15 protein-coding genes are annotated in these 17,278 nt (G+C 74.1%); 3 read left to right on the forward strand and 12 right to left on the reverse strand.

What is annotated here, in order from left to right:
- Positions 1–53: 53 nt before the first annotated feature.
- Complete coding sequence (locus JE024_RS17090) at positions 54–593, forward strand: bacterial proteasome activator family protein (RefSeq protein ID WP_205374423.1); 540 nt, start codon at positions 54–56, stop codon at positions 591–593.
- Between the two features lie 126 nt (positions 594–719).
- Here JE024_RS17090 and JE024_RS17095 read toward each other — a convergent pair whose 3' ends face one another.
- The 7 genes from JE024_RS17095 to pdhA all read right to left on the reverse strand — a co-directional run bounded on the left by JE024_RS17095 (position 720) and on the right by pdhA (position 9,403).
- The gene (locus JE024_RS17095) at positions 720–1,709 is read right to left on the reverse strand and encodes an NAD(P)H-quinone oxidoreductase (protein ID WP_205374424.1); all 990 of its coding nucleotides are present in this window, start codon (positions 1,707–1,709) and stop codon (positions 720–722) included.
- 10 nt (positions 1,710–1,719) lie between these two features.
- Positions 1,720–2,799 carry a potassium channel family protein gene (locus tag JE024_RS17100; protein ID WP_205374425.1) on the reverse strand — a complete coding sequence of 360 codons (1,080 nt, stop codon included), beginning with the start codon at positions 2,797–2,799 and terminating at the stop codon, positions 1,720–1,722.
- On the reverse strand, positions 2,796–4,541 hold the full coding sequence (locus tag JE024_RS17105; protein ID WP_205374426.1) for a molybdopterin molybdotransferase MoeA: 1,746 nt from the start codon (positions 4,539–4,541) through the stop codon (positions 2,796–2,798). The genes JE024_RS17100 and JE024_RS17105 overlap by 4 nt, the downstream gene beginning before the upstream one ends.
- A 35-nt stretch (positions 4,542–4,576) precedes the next feature.
- Positions 4,577–5,455, reverse strand: a complete 879-nt coding sequence (locus JE024_RS17110; protein WP_205376579.1) for an NTP transferase domain-containing protein — start codon at positions 5,453–5,455, stop codon at positions 4,577–4,579.
- A 407-nt stretch (positions 5,456–5,862) separates the two neighbouring features.
- On the reverse strand, positions 5,863–7,254 hold the full coding sequence (locus tag JE024_RS17115; protein ID WP_244882919.1) for a dihydrolipoamide acetyltransferase family protein: 1,392 nt from the start codon (positions 7,252–7,254) through the stop codon (positions 5,863–5,865).
- The gene (locus JE024_RS17120; protein ID WP_205374428.1) at positions 7,254–8,258 is read right to left on the reverse strand and encodes an alpha-ketoacid dehydrogenase subunit beta; all 1,005 of its coding nucleotides are present in this window, start codon (positions 8,256–8,258) and stop codon (positions 7,254–7,256) included. The genes JE024_RS17115 and JE024_RS17120 overlap by 1 nt, the downstream gene beginning before the upstream one ends.
- On the reverse strand, positions 8,255–9,403 hold the full coding sequence (gene pdhA / locus JE024_RS17125; protein WP_205374429.1) for a pyruvate dehydrogenase (acetyl-transferring) E1 component subunit alpha: 1,149 nt from the start codon (positions 9,401–9,403) through the stop codon (positions 8,255–8,257). Before pdhA ends, JE024_RS17120 begins: the two co-directional genes overlap by 4 nt.
- A 240-nt stretch (positions 9,404–9,643) precedes the next feature.
- Between pdhA and JE024_RS17130 the strand changes: the two genes are divergently transcribed.
- Positions 9,644–10,180: an Lrp/AsnC family transcriptional regulator gene (locus JE024_RS17130; protein WP_205376580.1), complete on the forward strand. Its 537-nt coding sequence runs from the start codon at positions 9,644–9,646 to the stop codon at positions 10,178–10,180.
- Positions 10,181–10,196: 16 nt separating this feature from the next.
- Here the strand turns inward: JE024_RS17130 and JE024_RS17135 are convergent, their stop codons facing one another.
- A complete protein-coding gene (locus JE024_RS17135) occupies positions 10,197–10,790 on the reverse strand; it encodes a TetR/AcrR family transcriptional regulator (protein ID WP_205374430.1) in 594 nt (197 codons plus the stop codon).
- On the reverse strand, positions 10,787–12,310 hold the full coding sequence (locus JE024_RS17140; protein ID WP_205374431.1) for a 3-hydroxyacyl-CoA dehydrogenase: 1,524 nt from the start codon (positions 12,308–12,310) through the stop codon (positions 10,787–10,789). The genes JE024_RS17135 and JE024_RS17140 overlap by 4 nt, the downstream gene beginning before the upstream one ends.
- A gap of 122 nt (positions 12,311–12,432) precedes the next feature.
- On the opposite strand from JE024_RS17140, the gene paaN reads away from it, so the two are divergent.
- Positions 12,433–14,109 carry a phenylacetic acid degradation protein PaaN gene (gene paaN, locus JE024_RS17145; RefSeq protein ID WP_205374432.1) on the forward strand — a complete coding sequence of 559 codons (1,677 nt, stop codon included), beginning with the start codon at positions 12,433–12,435 and terminating at the stop codon, positions 14,107–14,109.
- Positions 14,110–14,174: 65 nt separating this feature from the next.
- On the opposite strand, the gene JE024_RS17150 is transcribed toward paaN, so the two are convergent.
- The 3 genes from JE024_RS17150 to JE024_RS17160 are packed head-to-tail and all read right to left on the reverse strand — an operon-like array spanning position 14,175 to position 17,214.
- Positions 14,175–14,828, reverse strand: a complete 654-nt coding sequence (locus JE024_RS17150; protein ID WP_205374433.1) for a TrmH family RNA methyltransferase — start codon at positions 14,826–14,828, stop codon at positions 14,175–14,177.
- Positions 14,825–16,162, reverse strand: a complete 1,338-nt coding sequence (locus JE024_RS17155; RefSeq protein WP_244882920.1) for an HTTM domain-containing protein — start codon at positions 16,160–16,162, stop codon at positions 14,825–14,827. Before JE024_RS17155 ends, JE024_RS17150 begins: the two co-directional genes overlap by 4 nt.
- Positions 16,159–17,214 carry a DUF5819 family protein gene (locus JE024_RS17160; protein ID WP_244882922.1) on the reverse strand — a complete coding sequence of 352 codons (1,056 nt, stop codon included), beginning with the start codon at positions 17,212–17,214 and terminating at the stop codon, positions 16,159–16,161. The genes JE024_RS17155 and JE024_RS17160 overlap by 4 nt, the downstream gene beginning before the upstream one ends.
- Positions 17,215–17,278 lie beyond the last annotated feature (64 nt).

Here is a 17,278-nt window from a genome sequence, read left to right on the forward strand (position 1 = left end):
CCTCCCACGGGGGCACACCGTGTGGTGACGCACCTGTACGAGAGAATGGCGGCATGGAGATGCCGAGGAATGAACGGTCGCAGGACACCCCTCACGTTCTCGTCGTGGGACAGGACGGGATGGCGCTCGGCGGCGGTGACGGTGACGACGAGTCGCGCGAGGTCCCGGTGACGGACATGGTCGAACAGCCCGCGAAGGTCATGCGGATCGGCAGCATGATCAAGCAGCTGCTGGAAGAGGTCAGGGCCGCTCCCCTGGACGAGGCGAGCCGGGTCCGGCTCAAGGAGATCCACCGCGGCTCGGTCAAGGAGCTGGAGGACGGCCTCGCCCCCGAGCTCGTCGAGGAACTGGAGCGCCTTTCCCTCCCCTTCACCGACGAGGCCATCCCCTCCGAGGCGGAACTGCGGATCGCGCAGGCCCAGTTGGTGGGCTGGCTCGAAGGGCTCTTCCACGGCATCCAGACCGCGCTGTTCGCCCAGCAGATGGCCGCCCGGGCCCAGTTGGAGCAGATGCGCCGCGCGCTGCCGCCCGGCACGGTGCACGACGAGGAGGGCGGGCAGCACGGTCCCGTGCGCTCCGGTCCCTACCTCTGACCGTCCCGTCCCCTCGTCCCGCCCACCAGGTACGCGGCCGAAGGCCCGGCTCCCTCTCACGGGAGCCGGGCCTTCGGCCTGTGCGGTGCCGGTCGTCACCGGACCGGGCTGCGCGACGTCTGCCGCTCAGGCCGCCCCGGGGGCGACCAGCAGCACCTTGCCCACGTGGGAGCCCTCCTCCAGGGCGCGGTGCCCGTCGGCGGCGTCCTGGAGCGGGACCGTCCGGTCCACCACGGGGCGCACCTGCCCGCCGCCGATGAGCGGCCACACGTGCTCCGTCACCGCGGCGATGATCGCCGCCTTCTCGGCGGGCGGGCGGCCGCGCAGCGATGTCGCCGTCACCGCGGCCCGCTTGGCGAGCAGGGCACCGAGGTTCAGCTCGCCCTTCACCCCGCCCTGCAGGCCGATCACGGCGAGCCGGCCGTTGACGGCCAGCGCGCGGACGTTCCGGTCCAGGTACTTCGCCCCGACGATGTCGAGGATGACGTCGGCTCCCGCGCCGCCGGTCGCCGTGCGGAGCTCCTCGACGAAGTCCTGCTCGCGGTAGTCGATCAGGATGTCGGCACCCAGCTCGGCGCAGCGCGCCAGCTTCCCGGGTCCGCCCGCGGTGACCGCCACCCGTGCCCCGACCGCCTTGCCGAGCTGGACGGCCATCGTGCCGATGCCGCTCGCGCCGCCGTGGACGAGCAGCGTCTCGCCCGGACGCAGGTGCGCGACCATGAACACGTTCGACCAGACCGTCGCCGTCACCTCGGGCAGCGCGGCGGCCGTGACCAGGTCGAGGCCCTGGGGGACCGGCAGCAACTGCCCCACCGGGACGGCGACCTTCTCCGCGTAGCCGCCGCCGGCGAGCAGCGCGCACACCTCGTCGCCCACGGCCCACCCCGAGACCCCGGGCCCCAGCGCGGCGATCCGGCCCGAGCACTCCAGGCCCGGGTACGGGGAGGCGCCGGGCGGCGGGTCGTAGAAGCCCTGCCGTTGCAGCAGATCGGCCCGGTTGACCGCGCTGGCGACGACCTCGACGAGGACTTCCCCCTCGGCGGGGACGGGATCCGGCACCTCGGCCCAGACGAGGGCCTCGGGACCACCTGGTTCGGGAATCGTGATCGCATGCATGGCGGCGAGGCTACTCCCGGCCCCCGGGAGCATGGTCGTTCTCCGCGCGCACGATGGTGATCAGACGGTCCGTGAGCTGCAACGGGCTGGCCGCCGGGTCGTCGTACGGCAGCAGCCGGTGCCCGCGCAGCACGCTCACGACGAGGTCGTCCGTCTCCCGCACACTGCGGCCCACCTCCGCCTTTATGACGGGCCGTTCGATGAGGTCGAGGCCGCTGCCCTGCTGGATCAGGTCCTCCATGACGGTGCCCGCGCTGGGGCTGAGCACGGACAGGCCCAGCAGCCGGCCGGCCGCGCCGGAGCTGGTGATCACGGCATCGGCGCCGGACTGCCGCAGCAGCGGCGCGTTCTCCTCCTCACGGACCGCGGCCACGATCTTCGCCCCGCGGTTGAGCTGGCGCGCGGTGAGCGTGACCAGCACCGCGGTGTCGTCGCGCTGGGGCGCGATGATGATCTGCCGGGCCTTCTGGAGCTCCGCCCGGGTGAGGACGTCGCTGCGGGTGGCGTCGCCGACGACGCCGACGAAGCCCTCGGCGTTCGCCGCGTCGATGACCTTGCCGCTCGGGTCGACGACGACGATCTGGTCCTTGCGCAGTCCGGTCGCGCAGAGCGTCTGCATCGCGGACCGGCCCTTGGTGCCGAAGCCGACGATGACGGTGTGGTCGCGCAAGCTGGCCCTCCAGCGGTTCAGTCGCCACTCCTCCCGGGTGCGCTCGGTGAGCACCTCCAGGGTCGTACCGACCAGGATGATCAGAAAGAGCACACGCAGCGGTGTCACCAGCAGCACATTGGTCAGCCGGGCACCGCTGCTGTACGGAACGATGTCGCCGTACCCCGTGGTCGAGAGGGTGACGGTCGCGTAGTACACGGCGTCGAGGAAGTCGACGCTGTCGTCCGCGTTGTCGTGGTAACCGCTCCGGTCGCTGTAGACCAGCAGGACCGTGATGGCGAGCACCATCAGGGCCATCAGCAGCCGCTTGCTGACCTGCCGCAGCGGCTTCTCGACGATCCGGCGGGGGAGTTTCACCCGGCCGGAGACGAGGTGCTCGTCGGCGTTCCGGGCCATGGCGTCCTGACCGGAGAGTTTCACGTGAAACACCCGCCTTCCACGGTCGCCCGACCGGCCCAGGGCAGGTCCAGCACCTCCACGTCGTCTCCCGGCGCGGCGCCCCCGGGCGGAATGACCGCCAGCCCGTCCGCGGTGGCGACACCGCGCAGCATGGCCGGCCCGTTGTAGCGCAGCGGAACCGGCCGGCCCTGTTCGTAGACGAACGGCACGAGACGGGTGTCGTGCGGATGCCCCTGCACCGCCTCGCGCACCGGCAGGCGGCACGGCCGGACCGGCCCCCGCCCGGAGAGCGCCCGCAGCACGGGCTCGGCGAGGGTCAGCAGCCCGGACACCGCCGCCAGCGGGTTGCCCGGCAGGCCCACCAGATGCCGCCCGTCGGCGAGCCGCGCCAGGAGCATCGGGTGCCCCGGGCGCACCGCGACCTGGTCCACGAGAAGCTCCGCCCCGGCCCGGCGCAGCACCGGATGCACATGGTCGACGGGACCGGCCGCCGTGCCGCCCGTGGTCACGATCAGATCCGCGTCCGAGGTGGTGACCGCCCGGTACAGGGCGTCCGCGTCGTCACCGATCCGGCGGGTGGCCAGGACGTCGGCGCCCAGCGACGACAGCCACGGGCCGATCATCGGGCCGAGGGCGTCACGGATCAGCCCGTCGTGCGGAAGCCCGCCGGTGAGCAGCTCGTCCCCGAGCACCAGCACCTCCGCGCGGGGACGCACCACGGTGACCAGGGTGTCGTATCCCGCCGCCGCGGCGAGCCCCAGCACGGCCGGTGTCACCACCGTCCCCGCGGGCAGCAGACGATCGCCCGAACGGCACTCCTGTCCGCGCGGGCGGATGTCCTGGCCGGGGGTCACCGCGCGCTCCGCGTGGAGCAGCCGCTTGTCCTCCTCGGCACGGGCGTGCTCGCTGCGGATGACCGCGGTGGTCTCCAGCGGCACCCGCGCACCGGTGGCGATCCGCAGCGCGGTGCCGTCCGGGAGGGCGGCGGCGTCGCCGTGACCGGCCAGGATCGATTCTCCGGACGCGATCCGCCACGGACCGGGGCCGGCCACGGCCCAGCCGTCCATCGCGGAGGTGTCGAACGACGGCAGGTCGCACAGCGCGCCCAGCGGTTCGGCCAGCACCCCGCCGAGGGCCTCGGCGAGGGGTGCGCGCACGGCACGCGGCGCCCGGGACCCTCCGGCGCGGGCCGCGACCGTGCGGGCGTCCGGCCACTGCCTCGCCCGGTGCGGCGCGTCGTGGGCCCCGCCGTGCGTCTGTCGACCTGCGGAGTCCCGGTGCGCGCTCCGACCCGGGCCGCTCACCAGCGCGAGCGCCTCGTCCACCCCGTCGATCTCGCCCTCGTCCCGCTTGCTCCACCCGGGCTCCCCGAACCCTGCGGCATCCCCGCGGCTTCGGCTTCCGGGGGCAGTCTCGTCCCCGATCTCGTCGGTCCCGTCGGTCCCGTCGGTACCGACGGCGTGCGGGTCGGTGGTGGGCTCGGCCGACGCCGCGGCCGGGGACGGGGTGGCGGCCGGGGCCGGCGCATCGCCGGACCGCTGCCCACCGGCGGCAGCCGGGGGCGTCGGGGCCGCAGCGGGTGCCGGGGCCGCCGGGGACTTCGGGGAAGCCCCAGCTTCAGGGGGCGCCGGGGAGCCCGCGGCCGCGGGTGTCGGCCGGTTCTTGGGCGGCTGCGCCTTCCGGCGTGCGCCGGCGGCGTGCGCCGGCACCCCGGCGGCGGCGGTGCCCGTCACCCGGGGCAGCGCGCCGGGCGCCACAGTCATGTCGTGCGCTCCGCCGGAGGCGCAGTGATGGGCTGTCATCCCGCCGCGTCCCCACCGGACGCGTCCCGGGGCGCGTCCGCGCCGTCGGACTCCTCGGCCCAGCGGGCCGCGAGGGCGACGGCCTTGCGGGCGGCGTCCGCCACGGCCTCGGGGCCCCCTCCGGCCTGCGCCGCGGCGTACCCCACCAGGAAGGTGGTCAGCGGCGCCGCGGGCCGCGCGACACCGTGGGCGGCGTCGCGCGCGAGGTCGAGGAGGGCGTGGGTGTCGACATCCAGCTCGACACCGAGTTCGGCCTTGACTGCGGTGATCCATTCATCCAGCACGAGCCCATGCTCCCTGATGCGTGCCCGGGCGGCGGAGACGTCCTCCCAGGTGTCGCAGTCGAACGCGTCGAGGGCGTCGGCCCCGACCCTGGCGAGGTCCAGTTCCCGCGTCAGAAGACGCAGCGGCAGCCCGCCGAGGCCGCCGTGTTCGGTGGCGAGGAGGGCGAGTTCACGCCGCAGCGGCTCCGCCCGGTACGCGGCGACCAGCGGCTGGTCGCGCCCCGTGCGGTCCGTCAGGACCGCTCCTTCGCGTCCGCTGTCCGCGAGTGCCGCGCGCAGCCGGTCCACCGTGGCGCTCTCCAGGAACGGCAGGTCCGCGGAGAGGACGACCACCGTCCCCGCCTCGCAGCGGCGCACCCCGGCGTCGAGCGCCGCCGCCGGTCCGCCGCCGGGAGGGTCCTCCCGCGTCCACACGACGGGCCGGGCGGTGCCCCTGCGGCCGCCGACGACGACGGTGCGCCCGGCGCCGGTGCAGGCCGCGAGCACACGGTCGAGAAGTGGGCGCCCGCCCACGGGTACGGAGGGCTTGTCGGCACCGCCGAGGCGCTTCGCCGCACCACCGGCGAGCACGACGGCGTCGTACGCGTCCACGGTCGCCCTTGCTGTCGTCACACCAGCAGTATGGGCCGCCCGCCGTACGGCCCGGGAGCCCCGTCCCGCTCTGCGATCATCCACCGCCGGGCCGGGCCCGCCGATCCGCGCGCCACGGCAGGGATCGGCCGCCGCGCTGCCGCCGCCCCGGGGACCGGCGGCGGCCCGCCACGGCGTCACCGGCGCCCCGTCGGGGGCGCCCGGGCTCATCCGCCACCAGGCCACGGCAGCCGCCTACCCGCCGGGGAACGGCACACGCCCGCCGGCCCGCCCGGGGCGGACGCCCTCCGCGCATTCCCACGCCGTGCCCGCCGCTCCCGGAGCCCGGGACCGGCAGGCATCACAGCCCGGCCCGCGGCCAGGCCCGGAGGCGCCGGGAGCGGCAGCCATCACGGCCCGCCCCGCGGCTAGAGCGTGCGCAGCAGCACCGCAGGTTGCTCGACGCAGTCGGCCACGTACCGCAGGAAGCCCCCGGCCGTGCCGCCGTCGCACACGCGGTGGTCGAAGGTGAGCGACAGCTGCACGACGTGGCGGACCGCCAGCTCGCCCTGGTGCACCCACGGCTTCGGCACGATGCGGCCGACGCCCAGCATCGCCGCTTCCGGGTGGTTGATGATCGGCGTGGAGCCGTCGACGCCGAACACCCCGTAGTTGTTCAGCGTGAAGGTGCCGCCGGTCAGGTCGGCCGGTGTCAGCGCGCCCTGCCGGGCCGTCTGCGTCAGACGGGCGAACTCCTCGGTGAGCGACTCGGCCGACCTGGTGTGCGCGTCCTTCACCACCGGGACGACCAGGCCCCGTTCGGTCTGTGCGGCGAAGCCGAGATGGACCTCGGGCAGCCGCACGATCTCCCGGGCCTCCATGTCGACCGTGGAGTTGAGCTCGGGGTGGATCCGGAGCGCCGAGGTGCAGATGCGGGCGAGCAGGGCGAGGAGCGAGATCTTCGGCGCGCCCGCGGCGTTCATCGCCGCGCGGGCGGCCATCAGCTCCGTGGCGTCGGCGTCGACCCAGCAGGTGGCGTCGGGGATCTCGCGCCGGCTGCGCGAGAGCTTGTCGGCCACGGCTCCGCGCACCCCGCGCAGCGGCACCCGCTCGCCCTTGGCGGGCGCGGCCGGCGCGACGGGACGGGCCGGGGCCGGCTCCGCCGGGGCGGGGGTCCTGAGGGCTCGTTCGACGTCGGCGCGCAGGATCAGCCCGTCGGGGCCCGAGCCGGTGAGCCGCCGCAGGTCCAGGTCGTTCTCGCGGGCGAGCCTGCGCACCAGCGGGGAGATCACGGCCACCGGGCCGTCCTGCGACGCCGCAGCGACGGGCGCCGCTGCGGCGGCCGCCGGCACGGTGGCGACCGCCGCCGGGGCGGTCGCGGCGGGCACGGGCCGCAGGCGCCGCCGGCGGGCGGCCGGCGCTCCCGTGCCGTAGCCGACCAGCACGTTCCCCGAGGACTCCGCCGCTTCCGAGGACCCCGGGGCAGCCGGGCGCCCGGTGCCGTCCGCCGCCTGCGCGGCGGAGGACGGCGCGTCCGTCCCGGAGCCGCCGTCCGTGATCCCCGCGGAGTCCACGGCTCCCACGGCGACGGTCAGCAGCGGGGCGCCGACCGGCAGTTCCGTGCCCTCCTCGCCGAAGCGGGCGGTGACCACACCGCCGTACGGGCAGGGCACCTCGACCATCGCCTTGGCCGTCTCGACCTCGACGACGGGCTGGTCGATGGCGACCACATCGCCCACGGCGACGAGCCAGCGCACGATCTCGGCCTCGGTCAGCCCCTCACCGAGGTCCGGAAGCTTGAACTCCAACACCTGCGCCATCAGCTCTCCGCCTCCCACTGCAGCCTCGCGACCGCGTCCAGCACCCTGTCGACGCCCGGCAGATGGTGCTTCTCCAGCATGGGCGGCGGATACGGGATGTCGAAGCCGGCGACCCGCAGCACCGGGGCCTCCAGGTGGTGGAAGCAGCGCTCGGTGACCCGTGCCGCGATCTCGCCGCCGGGCCCGCCGAACCCGTTGGACTCGTGGACGACGACCGCCCGGCCCGTGCGCCGCACCGACGCGCAGACCGTCTCGTCGTCGAACGGCACCAGCGAGCGCAGGTCGACGACCTCCAGGTCCCAGCCCTCGGCACGGGCGGCCTCGGCGGCCTCCATGCAGACGGGGACGGACGGGCCGTAGGTGATGAGCGTGGCGCTGCGGCCCGGACGGCGGACCACGGCGCGGCCGATCGGCTCGACGGCGGTGGGCGCGTCGGGGGACCACTGGGCCTTGGACCAGTAGAGCCGCTTGGGCTCCAGGAAGACGACCGGGTCGTCCGAGGCGATGGCGGCCCGGAGCATCCCGTAGGCGTCCTCGACGGTGGCGGGGGTGACGACGTGGAGGCCGGGCGTCGCCATGTAGTAGGCCTCTGAGGAGTCGCTGTGGTGCTCGACGCCGCCGATGCCGCCGCCGTACGGCACCCGGATCGTCAGGGGGAGCGGCATGCCGCCGCGGGTGCGGTTGCGCATCCGGGCGACATGGCTGATCAGCTGCTCGAACGCCGGGTAGGCGAAGGCGTCGAACTGCATCTCGACCACGGGCCGCAGCCCGTACATCGCCATGCCGACGGCCGTGCCGAGGATGCCCGCCTCGGCCAGCGGGGTGTCGGTGCAGCGGTCCTCGCCGAACTCCTTGGTCAGCCCGTCCGTCACGCGGAAGACGCCGCCGAGGGTGCCGACGTCCTCCCCCATGACGTGGACGGTCGGGTCCTCGGCCATCGCGTCGCGCATCGCGCGCTGCAGGGCCTGGGCCATGGTCACCGGCTTCGCCGCGGCCGTGGTCATCGTGCTTCTCCCTCGGCGTCGGCCGCGGCGTCCAGCTCGGCGGTGAGCTGGGCCGCCTGCTCGCGCAGCTGGCCCGTCCGCTCGGCGTAGACGTGGGTGAACAGGTCCATCGGGTCCAGGACGGGGTCGGCGTTCATCTGCTCGCGCAGTGCGGCCGCCATCGTCTCGGCCGCCTCGGCGGCGGCGTTCCTGACCCGGTCGTCGAGCAGCCCGCGCCTGGTCAGCTCGCGCTCCAGCAGCAGGATCGGGTCGTGTGCGCGCCAGACGTCGACCTCGCTCTCCCCGCGGTAGCGGGTGGCGTCGTCGGCGTTGGTGTGGGCGTCCATGCGGTAGGTGACGGCCTCGATCAGCGTGGGGCCGCCGCCGCGCCGGGCCCGCTCCACGGCCTCGGTGAGCACCTGGTGCACGGCCGCCGCGTCGTTGCCGTCGACGAGCCGGCCGGGCATCCCGTAGCCCACGGCCTTGTGGGCGAGGGAGGGGGCCGCGGTCTGCTTGGCGAGCGGCACGGAGATCGCGAAGCCGTTGTTCTGGACGAGGAAGACGGCGGGGGCCTGCCAGACGGCGGCGAAGTTCAGGGCCTCGTGGAAGTCGCCCTCGCTGGTGCCGCCGTCGCCGACCATGGCGAGGGCCACCACGTCGTCGCCCTTGAGGCGGGCTGCGTGCGCCAGCCCGACCGCGTGCGGCAGCTGGGTGGCGAGCGGGGTGCACAGGGGGGCGATCCGGTGCTCGTGCGGGTCGTAGCCGGTGTGCCAGTCGCCGCGCAGCAGCGTCAGCGCCTGCACCGGGTCCAGGCCGCGGGCGACCGCGGCGAGCGTGTCGCGGTAGCTGGGGAAGAGCCAGTCGCGCTCCTCCAGGGCCATCGCCGCGGCGACCTCGCAGGCCTCCTGGCCCGTGCTCGACGGGTAGACGGCGAGCCGGCCCTGCTTGGTCAGCGCGGTGGCCTGGGCGTTGTAGCGGCGGCCGCGTACGAGCTCCGCGTAGAGCCGCAGCAGCAGCTCCTGGTCGACCGCGGCGGCCGCGTCGGTGCCGAGGACGCGGTACGGCTCCGGGTCCGGGAGCAGGGGTCCGGGGTCCGTGCGCGGCTGCCAGGCCGGTGGCGGGGTGGGCCGGTAGGCAGCGTCACCGGGCAGCTCCTGGACCGTCATGCTGCTCTTCCTCAACGTGAGCACCTCCTCGTGGGAGCGCCGACGAAACGAAGCCGTAGGCGACGACGAATGCTGAAGAGAGGCCCGGCCGGGTGTGGCGCGCCTCACCTACCGATTGTTCGGTCGTGGGCGCATTTTGGCTACAGGCACGGGCAGCCTGTGGACAAACGGTTCTCCACAGCTTCAGATGGAGACAGGTCGTCCACAAGGGGAAGGCGGGGGGACATGTCCACTGAACAAATGGCCGACGGTGGGGACCGCACGGATCCCGCGCCCCCCGCGCGCCCCCTGGACGCGATCGACCGCGACATCCTGCGGATGCTCCAGACGGACGGCCGGGCCTCGATACGCTCCGTCGCGGAACGCGTCCACGTCTCGCGGGCCAACGCCTACGCGCGCATCAACCGGCTCATCGACGACGGGGTGATCCGCGGCTTCAGCGCCCGGGTCGACCACGAGCGGGCGGGGCAGGGGGCCTCCGCCTACATCACGCTCAAGATCGTGCAGAACTCGTGGCGCACCGTGCGCGAGCAGCTCCAGGCGCTGCCGGGCGCGGCCCACATCGCGCTGGTCAGCGGTGACTTCGACGTCCTGCTGCTGGTGCACACGGCGGACAACCGGACACTGCGGGAACTGGTGCTCACCCGCCTCCAGTCCATCCCGGAGGTGCTGTCCACACGGACGCTGCTGGTCTTCGAGGAGACGGACCTCGACCGCGCGCCGGGAATCCCGGCACCGGGCCTCGGCGGGGACCCGGACCGGCGGGAGGGCCCGTAGACCCGCCCCGAGGCCGCTACGGCCCCGTGCGCAGCCCGTCGAAGGCCATCCGGACGACGGCCTCGGCCACCTGGTCCCCGTCGTAACCGCCGCCCGCCTGCGGGCGGTACCACTCGACCAGCGAGTTGACCATGCCGAAGAGCAGCCTGGTCGCCAGTCGTATGTCCACATCGGCCCGCAGGTCGCCGTCGGCCGCGGCGGCCTTCAGCAGGTCGGCGACCCGCTGGTCGAACTCGCGCCTGCGCTCCATGGCCCAGCGCTCGGTCTCGGTGTTGCCCCGGACCCGCAGCAGCAGCGTCACGTAGGGGAGTTCCGCCATCAGCACCTCGACGGTGCGGCGGGTGACGTACTCGACGCGCTCCACGGCCCGGCCCCGGCCGGCGCCGCTCTCGTCGAGGATCGCGTACAGCGCGTCGAGGGCCCTGCTGACGGCCCGCCGCAGCAGCTCCTCCTTGCCCGCGACATGGTGGTAGATCGAGGACTTGGAGATGCCCGCCGCACGGGACAGGTGCTCCATGGAGGTGCCGTCGTAGCCGCGCTCGTTGAAGATCCGCACGGCGACGGTCAGCAGCGTCTCGGGCGTGTAGGTGTCCCGTCTGGCCGTGGTCACGAGGCGTCCCCTTCCGTGCCGGCGTCCGCCGCGTACGACCACTGGTGCAGGCCGAGACTGCGTGCGTAGCGCCCGGTGGGCACCGTCCGGTGGAGGTTGTCCAGCAGCTCCCAGGCCCAGTCGCGGCCCAGCTTCTCCTGCCACTCGACGGGCCCGAGCGGGTAGTTGACGCCGAGCCGCATCGCCGTGTCGACGTCCTGCGCGGAGGCGACCCGCCTGGCGACCGCGTCGAGCGCGAGGTCGCCCAGCATCGCGACCGTGCGCGCGACGATCATGCCGGGCACGTCGCCGATGACGGTGACCTTCTTGCCCAGGGCCTGGAACAGGCCCGTGGCCTGCGCGAGGGTGTCGGCCCCCACGGCGCCGGGGGCGGCGGAGAGCGCCACGCGTCCGGCGGTCCGGTAGTCGAGCGCGAGATCGAAGTAGACGACGTCCCGGAACTCGGACGCCATCTGGCCGTCGGCGAGCACCAGTTGTCCGCCGCTGGGCAGCACCAGGCGGGTGCCGCCGTCCTCGTCCTCGTCCCGCACGGTGATGCCGGCCTCGCGGATCATCCCGAGCAGTTCGGCGGCGGGGCCGAGGCCGCCCTCGGCGACGACGTACGCGGGGGCCTCCCCGGGCGGCGCGTCGGCCGGCGCGGGGCGCTCGGCGCCCTCGGCGTAGGAGAACCAGCCGTGTCCCGACTTGCGGCCGAGCCGGCGGGACTCGACCAGCCGCCGCTGCGCGAGGGACGGCTGGAACTTCGGGCTGTGGAAGAACGAGTCCCAGACGGAACGGGTGACCGCCTCGTTGACGTCCTGGCCGATCAGGTCGGTGAGCTCGAAGGGGCCCATACGGAAGCCGCCGCACTCGCGCAGGACCGCGTCGATCGTCGCGGGATCGATCCCGTGCTCCTCGTGGACGGCGAAGGCCTCCGCGTAGAAGGGCCTGGCTATGCGGTTGACGATGAAGCCGGGCAGATCGGCGCAGCGCACCGGCGTCTTGCCCCATGCGGCCGCCGTCGCCGCGGCGCGCACGGCCGCCTCCTCGTCGGTCGCGTGGCCGCTGACGACCTCCACGAGGGGCAGCAGGGGGGCCGGGTTGAAGAAGTGCAGGCCCACGAAGCGGCCGGGGTTGCGCAGGGCCCCCGCGACGGCGGTGACGGAGAGCGAGGAGGTGTTGGTGGCGAGCAGGCAGTCGTCGCCGACGACCTTCTCCAGTTCGGCGAAGAGCTCCTGCTTGACCGGCAGTTGCTCCAGGACGGCCTCGACGACGAGCGCGGCGTCGGCCAGTTCCCCGGGGCCGGAGGCCGGGTGCAGCCGGGCGCGAGCGGCGTCCCGGTCGGCCGGGGTCATCCGGCCCTTCTCCACCAGCCGGTCCAGGCGGGCGCCGATGGCCTTGGCCGCCTCCTCGGCACGCCCGGGGAGGGCGTCGAGGAGACGCACCGGGTGGCCTGCCGTGAGCGCGACCTGGGCGATGCCCTGGCCCATGGTGCCCGTGCCGACCACGGCGACGGTGCGGCTGCTGTCGATGGCGGTCATGGAGCGATCCTCCCCGATGAGTTGTCCACAGGCGCGACAGGCCCCCTTGTCCCGACCGATCGTTCGGTTACTCTAACTCTGTCATCACTCCCCTGCCCAGCTCGACGAGGAGTTGGTCCGTCATGCAGCTGACCGAGACCCACCGGCCCACGCTCGACCAGGCCCTCGAAGCGATCCGCACGCGCGCCTACTGGTCCCCCCACCCGGAACACCCCAAGGCATACGGCGAGACAGCGCCGGCGGACGGCCTCGCGGCCTTCGAGGCGCTGCGCAACCACCGCTTCGACCTGGACCAGCCGGGCACGGACGGCTGGACGGGCGGCGAGGTGTCGCCCTACGGCCCGGAGCTCGGCATCGAGTACCCGCACGCCGATCCGGACGTCCTGCTGCCCGCGATGCGCGCGGGCACCGCGGCCTGGCGCGAGGCCGGTCCCGAGACCAGGGCCCTGGTCTGCATCGAGATCCTGGCCCGCATCAGCGCCCGTACCCACGAATTCGCCCACGCGGTGATGCACACCAGCGGGCAGGCGTTCCTGATGGCCTTCCAGGCGGGCGGCCCGCACGCGCAGGACCGCGGCCTGGAGGCCGTGGCGTACGCCTACGCGGAGCAGACCAGGACCCCGGCCGAGGCCGACTGGTCCAAGCCCCAGGGCAAGCGCGACCCGCTGGAGCTGCGCAAGACGTTCACCACGGCGGGCCGCGGCATCGCCCTGATGATCGGCTGCAACACCTTCCCCACGTGGAACGGCTACCCGGGCCTCTTCGCCTCGCTGGCCACGGGCAACCCGGTCCTGGTCAAGCCGCACCCGCGCGCCGTGCTCCCGCTGGCCCTCACCGTGAAGGTCGCCCGCGAGGTCCTGGCCGAGGCCGGCTTCGACCCGAATCTGGTGGCCCTGGCCGTCGAGCGCCCGGGCGAGGGCATCGCCAAGTCGCTGGCCGTCCGCCCCGAGATCAGGATCATCGACTACACGGGCTCCACCGCCTTCGGCGACTGGCTGGAGAGCAACGCGCGGCAGGCCCAGGTCTACACCGAGAAGGCCGGCGTCAACACGGTCGTCGTCGACTCGACCGACGACTACAAGGGCATGCTGTCCAACCTCGCCTTCTCGCTCTCCCTCTACAGCGGCCAGATGTGCACCACCCCGCAGAACGTCCTGGTCCCCCGGGACGGCATCGCCACCGACCAGGGCCACCGGACGTACGAGGAGGTGGCCGCCGACCTGGCCGCCGCCGTGAGCGGACTGCTCGGCGACGACGCCCGGGCGAACGCCCTGCTCGGCGCGCTGGTCAACCCCGACGTCAAGGCCAGGCTGGAGGCCGCGTCCGGTCTCGGCGAGGTGGCACTGGCGTCCCGCGAGGTGCCCCACCCGGAGTTCCCCGGCGCCACGGTCCGCACCCCGGTGATGGTCAAGCTCGACGGCGCCCGCAAGCTCTGGGAATCCCAGGAGAACGAGCCGGCCTACCTCTCGGAGTGCTTCGGCCCGGTCTCCTTCGTCGTCGCCGTCGACTCGACGGAGGACGCCCTGGAGCTGCTGCGCCGCACGATCCGCGACAAGGGCGCGATGACGGTCGGCGCGTACACCACCTCGCAGGAGACGGAGCGGGCGCTGGAGGAGGTCTGCCTCGACGAGTCGGCCCAGCTCTCGCTGAATCTCACGGGCGGGGTCTACGTCAACCAGACGGCCGCGTTCTCCGACTTCCACGGCTCCGGGGGCAACCCCGCGGCCAACGCCGCGCTGTGCGACGGGGCCTTCGTGTCCAACCGCTTCCGCGTGGTGGAGGTCCGGCGACAGGCCTGAGCCCACGCCGCCGGGAGGAGGTCCGGGCCGAACCGGCCCTGCTCCCGGCGGGCGCCCGGCCTCGCTCAGGGCATCGGCACATCGGCATGCCGCTGCACCCAGGCGTGCATCGCGATGGCCGCCGCCGCCCCCGCGTTGATCGACCTGGTCGACCCGAACTGCGCGATCGAGCAGACCATCGCGGCGTGGCGGCGGGCCTCCTCGGTCAGCCCCGGCCCTTCCTGCCCGAAGAGCAGCACACAGCGGCGGGGCAGCTCGGTCCGCTCCAGCGGCACGGCGCCCGGCAGATTGTCGATCCCGATGACGGGCAGGCCCTCCGCCGCGGCCCACGCGGTCAGCGAGGCGGTGTCCGGGTGGTGCCGCACATGCTGGTAGCGGTCGGTCACCATGGCCCCGCGCCGGTTCCAGCGCCTGCGCCCGACGATGTGGATCTCCCGTGCCAGGAAGGCGTTGGCGGTGCGCACCACCGAACCGATGTTGAAGTCGTGGCCCCAGTTCTCCACCGCCACATGGAAGCCGTGCCGCCGGGTGTCGAGGTCGGCCACGATGGCCTCCCGCGTCCAGTACCGGTACTCGTCGACGACATTGCGGCGGTCGCCCCCGGCCAGCAGCTCGGGGTCGTACCGCTCGCCCCGCGGCCACGGCAGCGGGTGCGGCCCGACGCCGATCTCGGGGCCGTAGCCCTCGTCGTACTGCAGGGGTTCCTCGGTGGTGCTCACCCGACGAGCGTACGCGGCGGTCCGCCGTCGCCGGACCGGAGACGACCCGCCCACGGGGTGCGGACGAGCAGCCGGTCCCGGGTGCGCACGGCCGCCGCGCCCAGCCACACCAGGAAGACGGTCGGCAGGAAGACGGCGTCCGCCGCGATCATCGCGAGCGAGAAGAACGGCAGGCCGAGGATCACGGCGATGCCCGCGTGCTCCAGGATCATGGCCACCAGCAGGACGTTCTTGACCTTCCGGTTGAACAGCGTGAACGGGAAGGCGACCTGCACGAACACCGTGGCGTAGGTCAGGACCAGCACCAGCAGGCCGCTCGCCGCGAGCAGGTCCGAGAGCGCCGGCCAGGGGGTGAAGTACTCCAGCTTGAGCGGGTAGTACAGCGCGGTGCCGTCCTGCCAGCGCGAGCCCTGGATCTTGTACCAGCCGGCCGTCGCGTAGATCAGGCAGACCTCGGCCATGATCACCACGAGTGCGGCGTTGTGGAGGAGGTTCGCCAGGCAGTCCAGCAGCAGGTGCGGCTGGCTCCCGTGCGCGTACCGGATGACCAGCCACCACACCCCCTGGACGACCCACAGGGACCACAGCAGGGGGATGACGAAGGTGTCCGTCTCGTTGAGCAGGGTCCCGGCGAACAGGCCGATGCCGAGCAGGGTCCACAGCAGCGGCCCCGCCGCACCGTCTCCGGCCGGGTGGCCGGGCCCCCGGCGCGCGGCACGGCGCGCGTCGAGCGACCAGACCCGGGCGCACCGGGTGAACACGAGGTAGACCGCCATCAGATGCACGACGTTGTCGCCGCCGTCGCCGACGAGGATCGTGCGGTTCTGCAGCGACAGCACCCCGAACAGGAACAGCGCCGACATGGCACGGGTGCGCCAGCCGAGCAGCAGCAGCAGGCTCGACAGCACGGAGACGCCGTAGACCGCCTCGAACCACAGATCGCTCCGCGACCAGAGCAGACCGGTGAAGGCGTCGCTGCCCGCGACCATCTGCCGGCCCATGTCCCAGCCGAAGGGCCCTCCGGGCCCGTACAGCCGGTGCCGGTTGGGCAGCTCGAACAGCAGGAACACCAGCCAGGTGCCGGCGAAGCCGATGCGGACGACGGCGCTCTGGTACGGGCCCAGCGCCGTCTCCGTGACGCGCTGGAGGGCGCGCGCCGCCCTGCCGCCGGGCGGGGCGCCCGCCGGGGCGGCCTTCGGCCCGGCAGCGAGCACGGCAGCGGGCACGGCCGTCGTCGCGGGGCCGGGGGACGGTGCGTCGGGGGACGGTGCGTCGGGGGCGGGGGCCTGAGGCTGCGGGGGTATCGGCCCCGGGTGCATGGGGCTCGGGCTCATCGGAGCGCCTCCGTACGGCCGTTGACGACGCCTTCGGGCAGGTCGGCCGCGGTGATCGTCCACCACGGCAGAACCCGGTGCACGGGGCGGGTGTCGGTCTTCTCGGCACTCCACTCCGGTGCCTTGATCGACCGGCTGGCCGACCGGAGCTGGACGCGCTGGACCGGGCCGTCGAGGCCCTCGCCGTCCAGCCGCTGCATGGCGATCCTGCGCAGGTACTGCTCCGCCAGCCGGCCCCGGACCCCGGACGGGCGGTTGTCCGCGTCATGGGAACCGAGGTAGAAGTCCCAGCCGCGGCGGAGCTGGTTCTGGTGGACGTGGCTGGGGAAGAGGTTGCCGCGGATCTCCTCGGCGTCCTGCGCCGTCATGTCGACCCACTCGGTGGTCCGGCGCTGCCCGTCGGCCGCCAGGTACTCCGCCCGCACCTCCACGGCGACGTTCTGCTGGAGGGGGTTCGGCGCGAAGAGGCGCCAGTTCTGCTCGAACTCGGGGAAGGTCCACCACCGGACCGCGTCGCCGTGGCTCTTGGTCACCGTGTTGGCGGGCGCCACGTGCAGGAACACCATCGCGAGATGGACGCAGGCGAAGACGCCGACGAGGGCGAGTCCGATCGCGGCGACCACCTGGTACGGCAGCGAGAGCGCGCCGATACCCCCGGCGGGGGCGGGCTCGCCGGGAACCGTCCCGGGCGGGACGGACCCGCCGGAGGCCGGACCGGCCGGGGAGGGCTCACCGGGCGCCGGAGCGGGCTCGGGGACGGCCTGGGCACGCTCGCCGGGCGCCGGCGAGGCGGGCGCCTCCGGCCCCTGCCCGGGCGCGGGCGCCTCCGGCGCGGGGCCGGGCTCGCCGGGAGCCGGCTCTGCCGGGACGGACTCGTCCGCGGCGGGTGTCCGGGGCGGCGGTGGACCGGAGCCCGGACCGCCGACGCCCGCGCCGTCCTCGTGTCCGTCGGACCTCATCCCCGCCCCGATCCTCGTCGTTCCCGCCGTCTTCGCGGCCCTGCCGCCGCCCGCCACGCCGTACGCGTGGGCGCGCGCCGCCCCGTCGGTCATCCACAGGGTTGACACCCTAAGGGCCCTCGACTCACCATTGAAGCCAATGAACCGAACGATCGGT

The sequence above is a fragment of the Streptomyces zhihengii genome (assembly GCF_016919245.1).
Taxonomy (GTDB): Bacteria; Actinomycetota; Actinomycetes; order Streptomycetales; family Streptomycetaceae; genus Streptomyces; species Streptomyces zhihengii.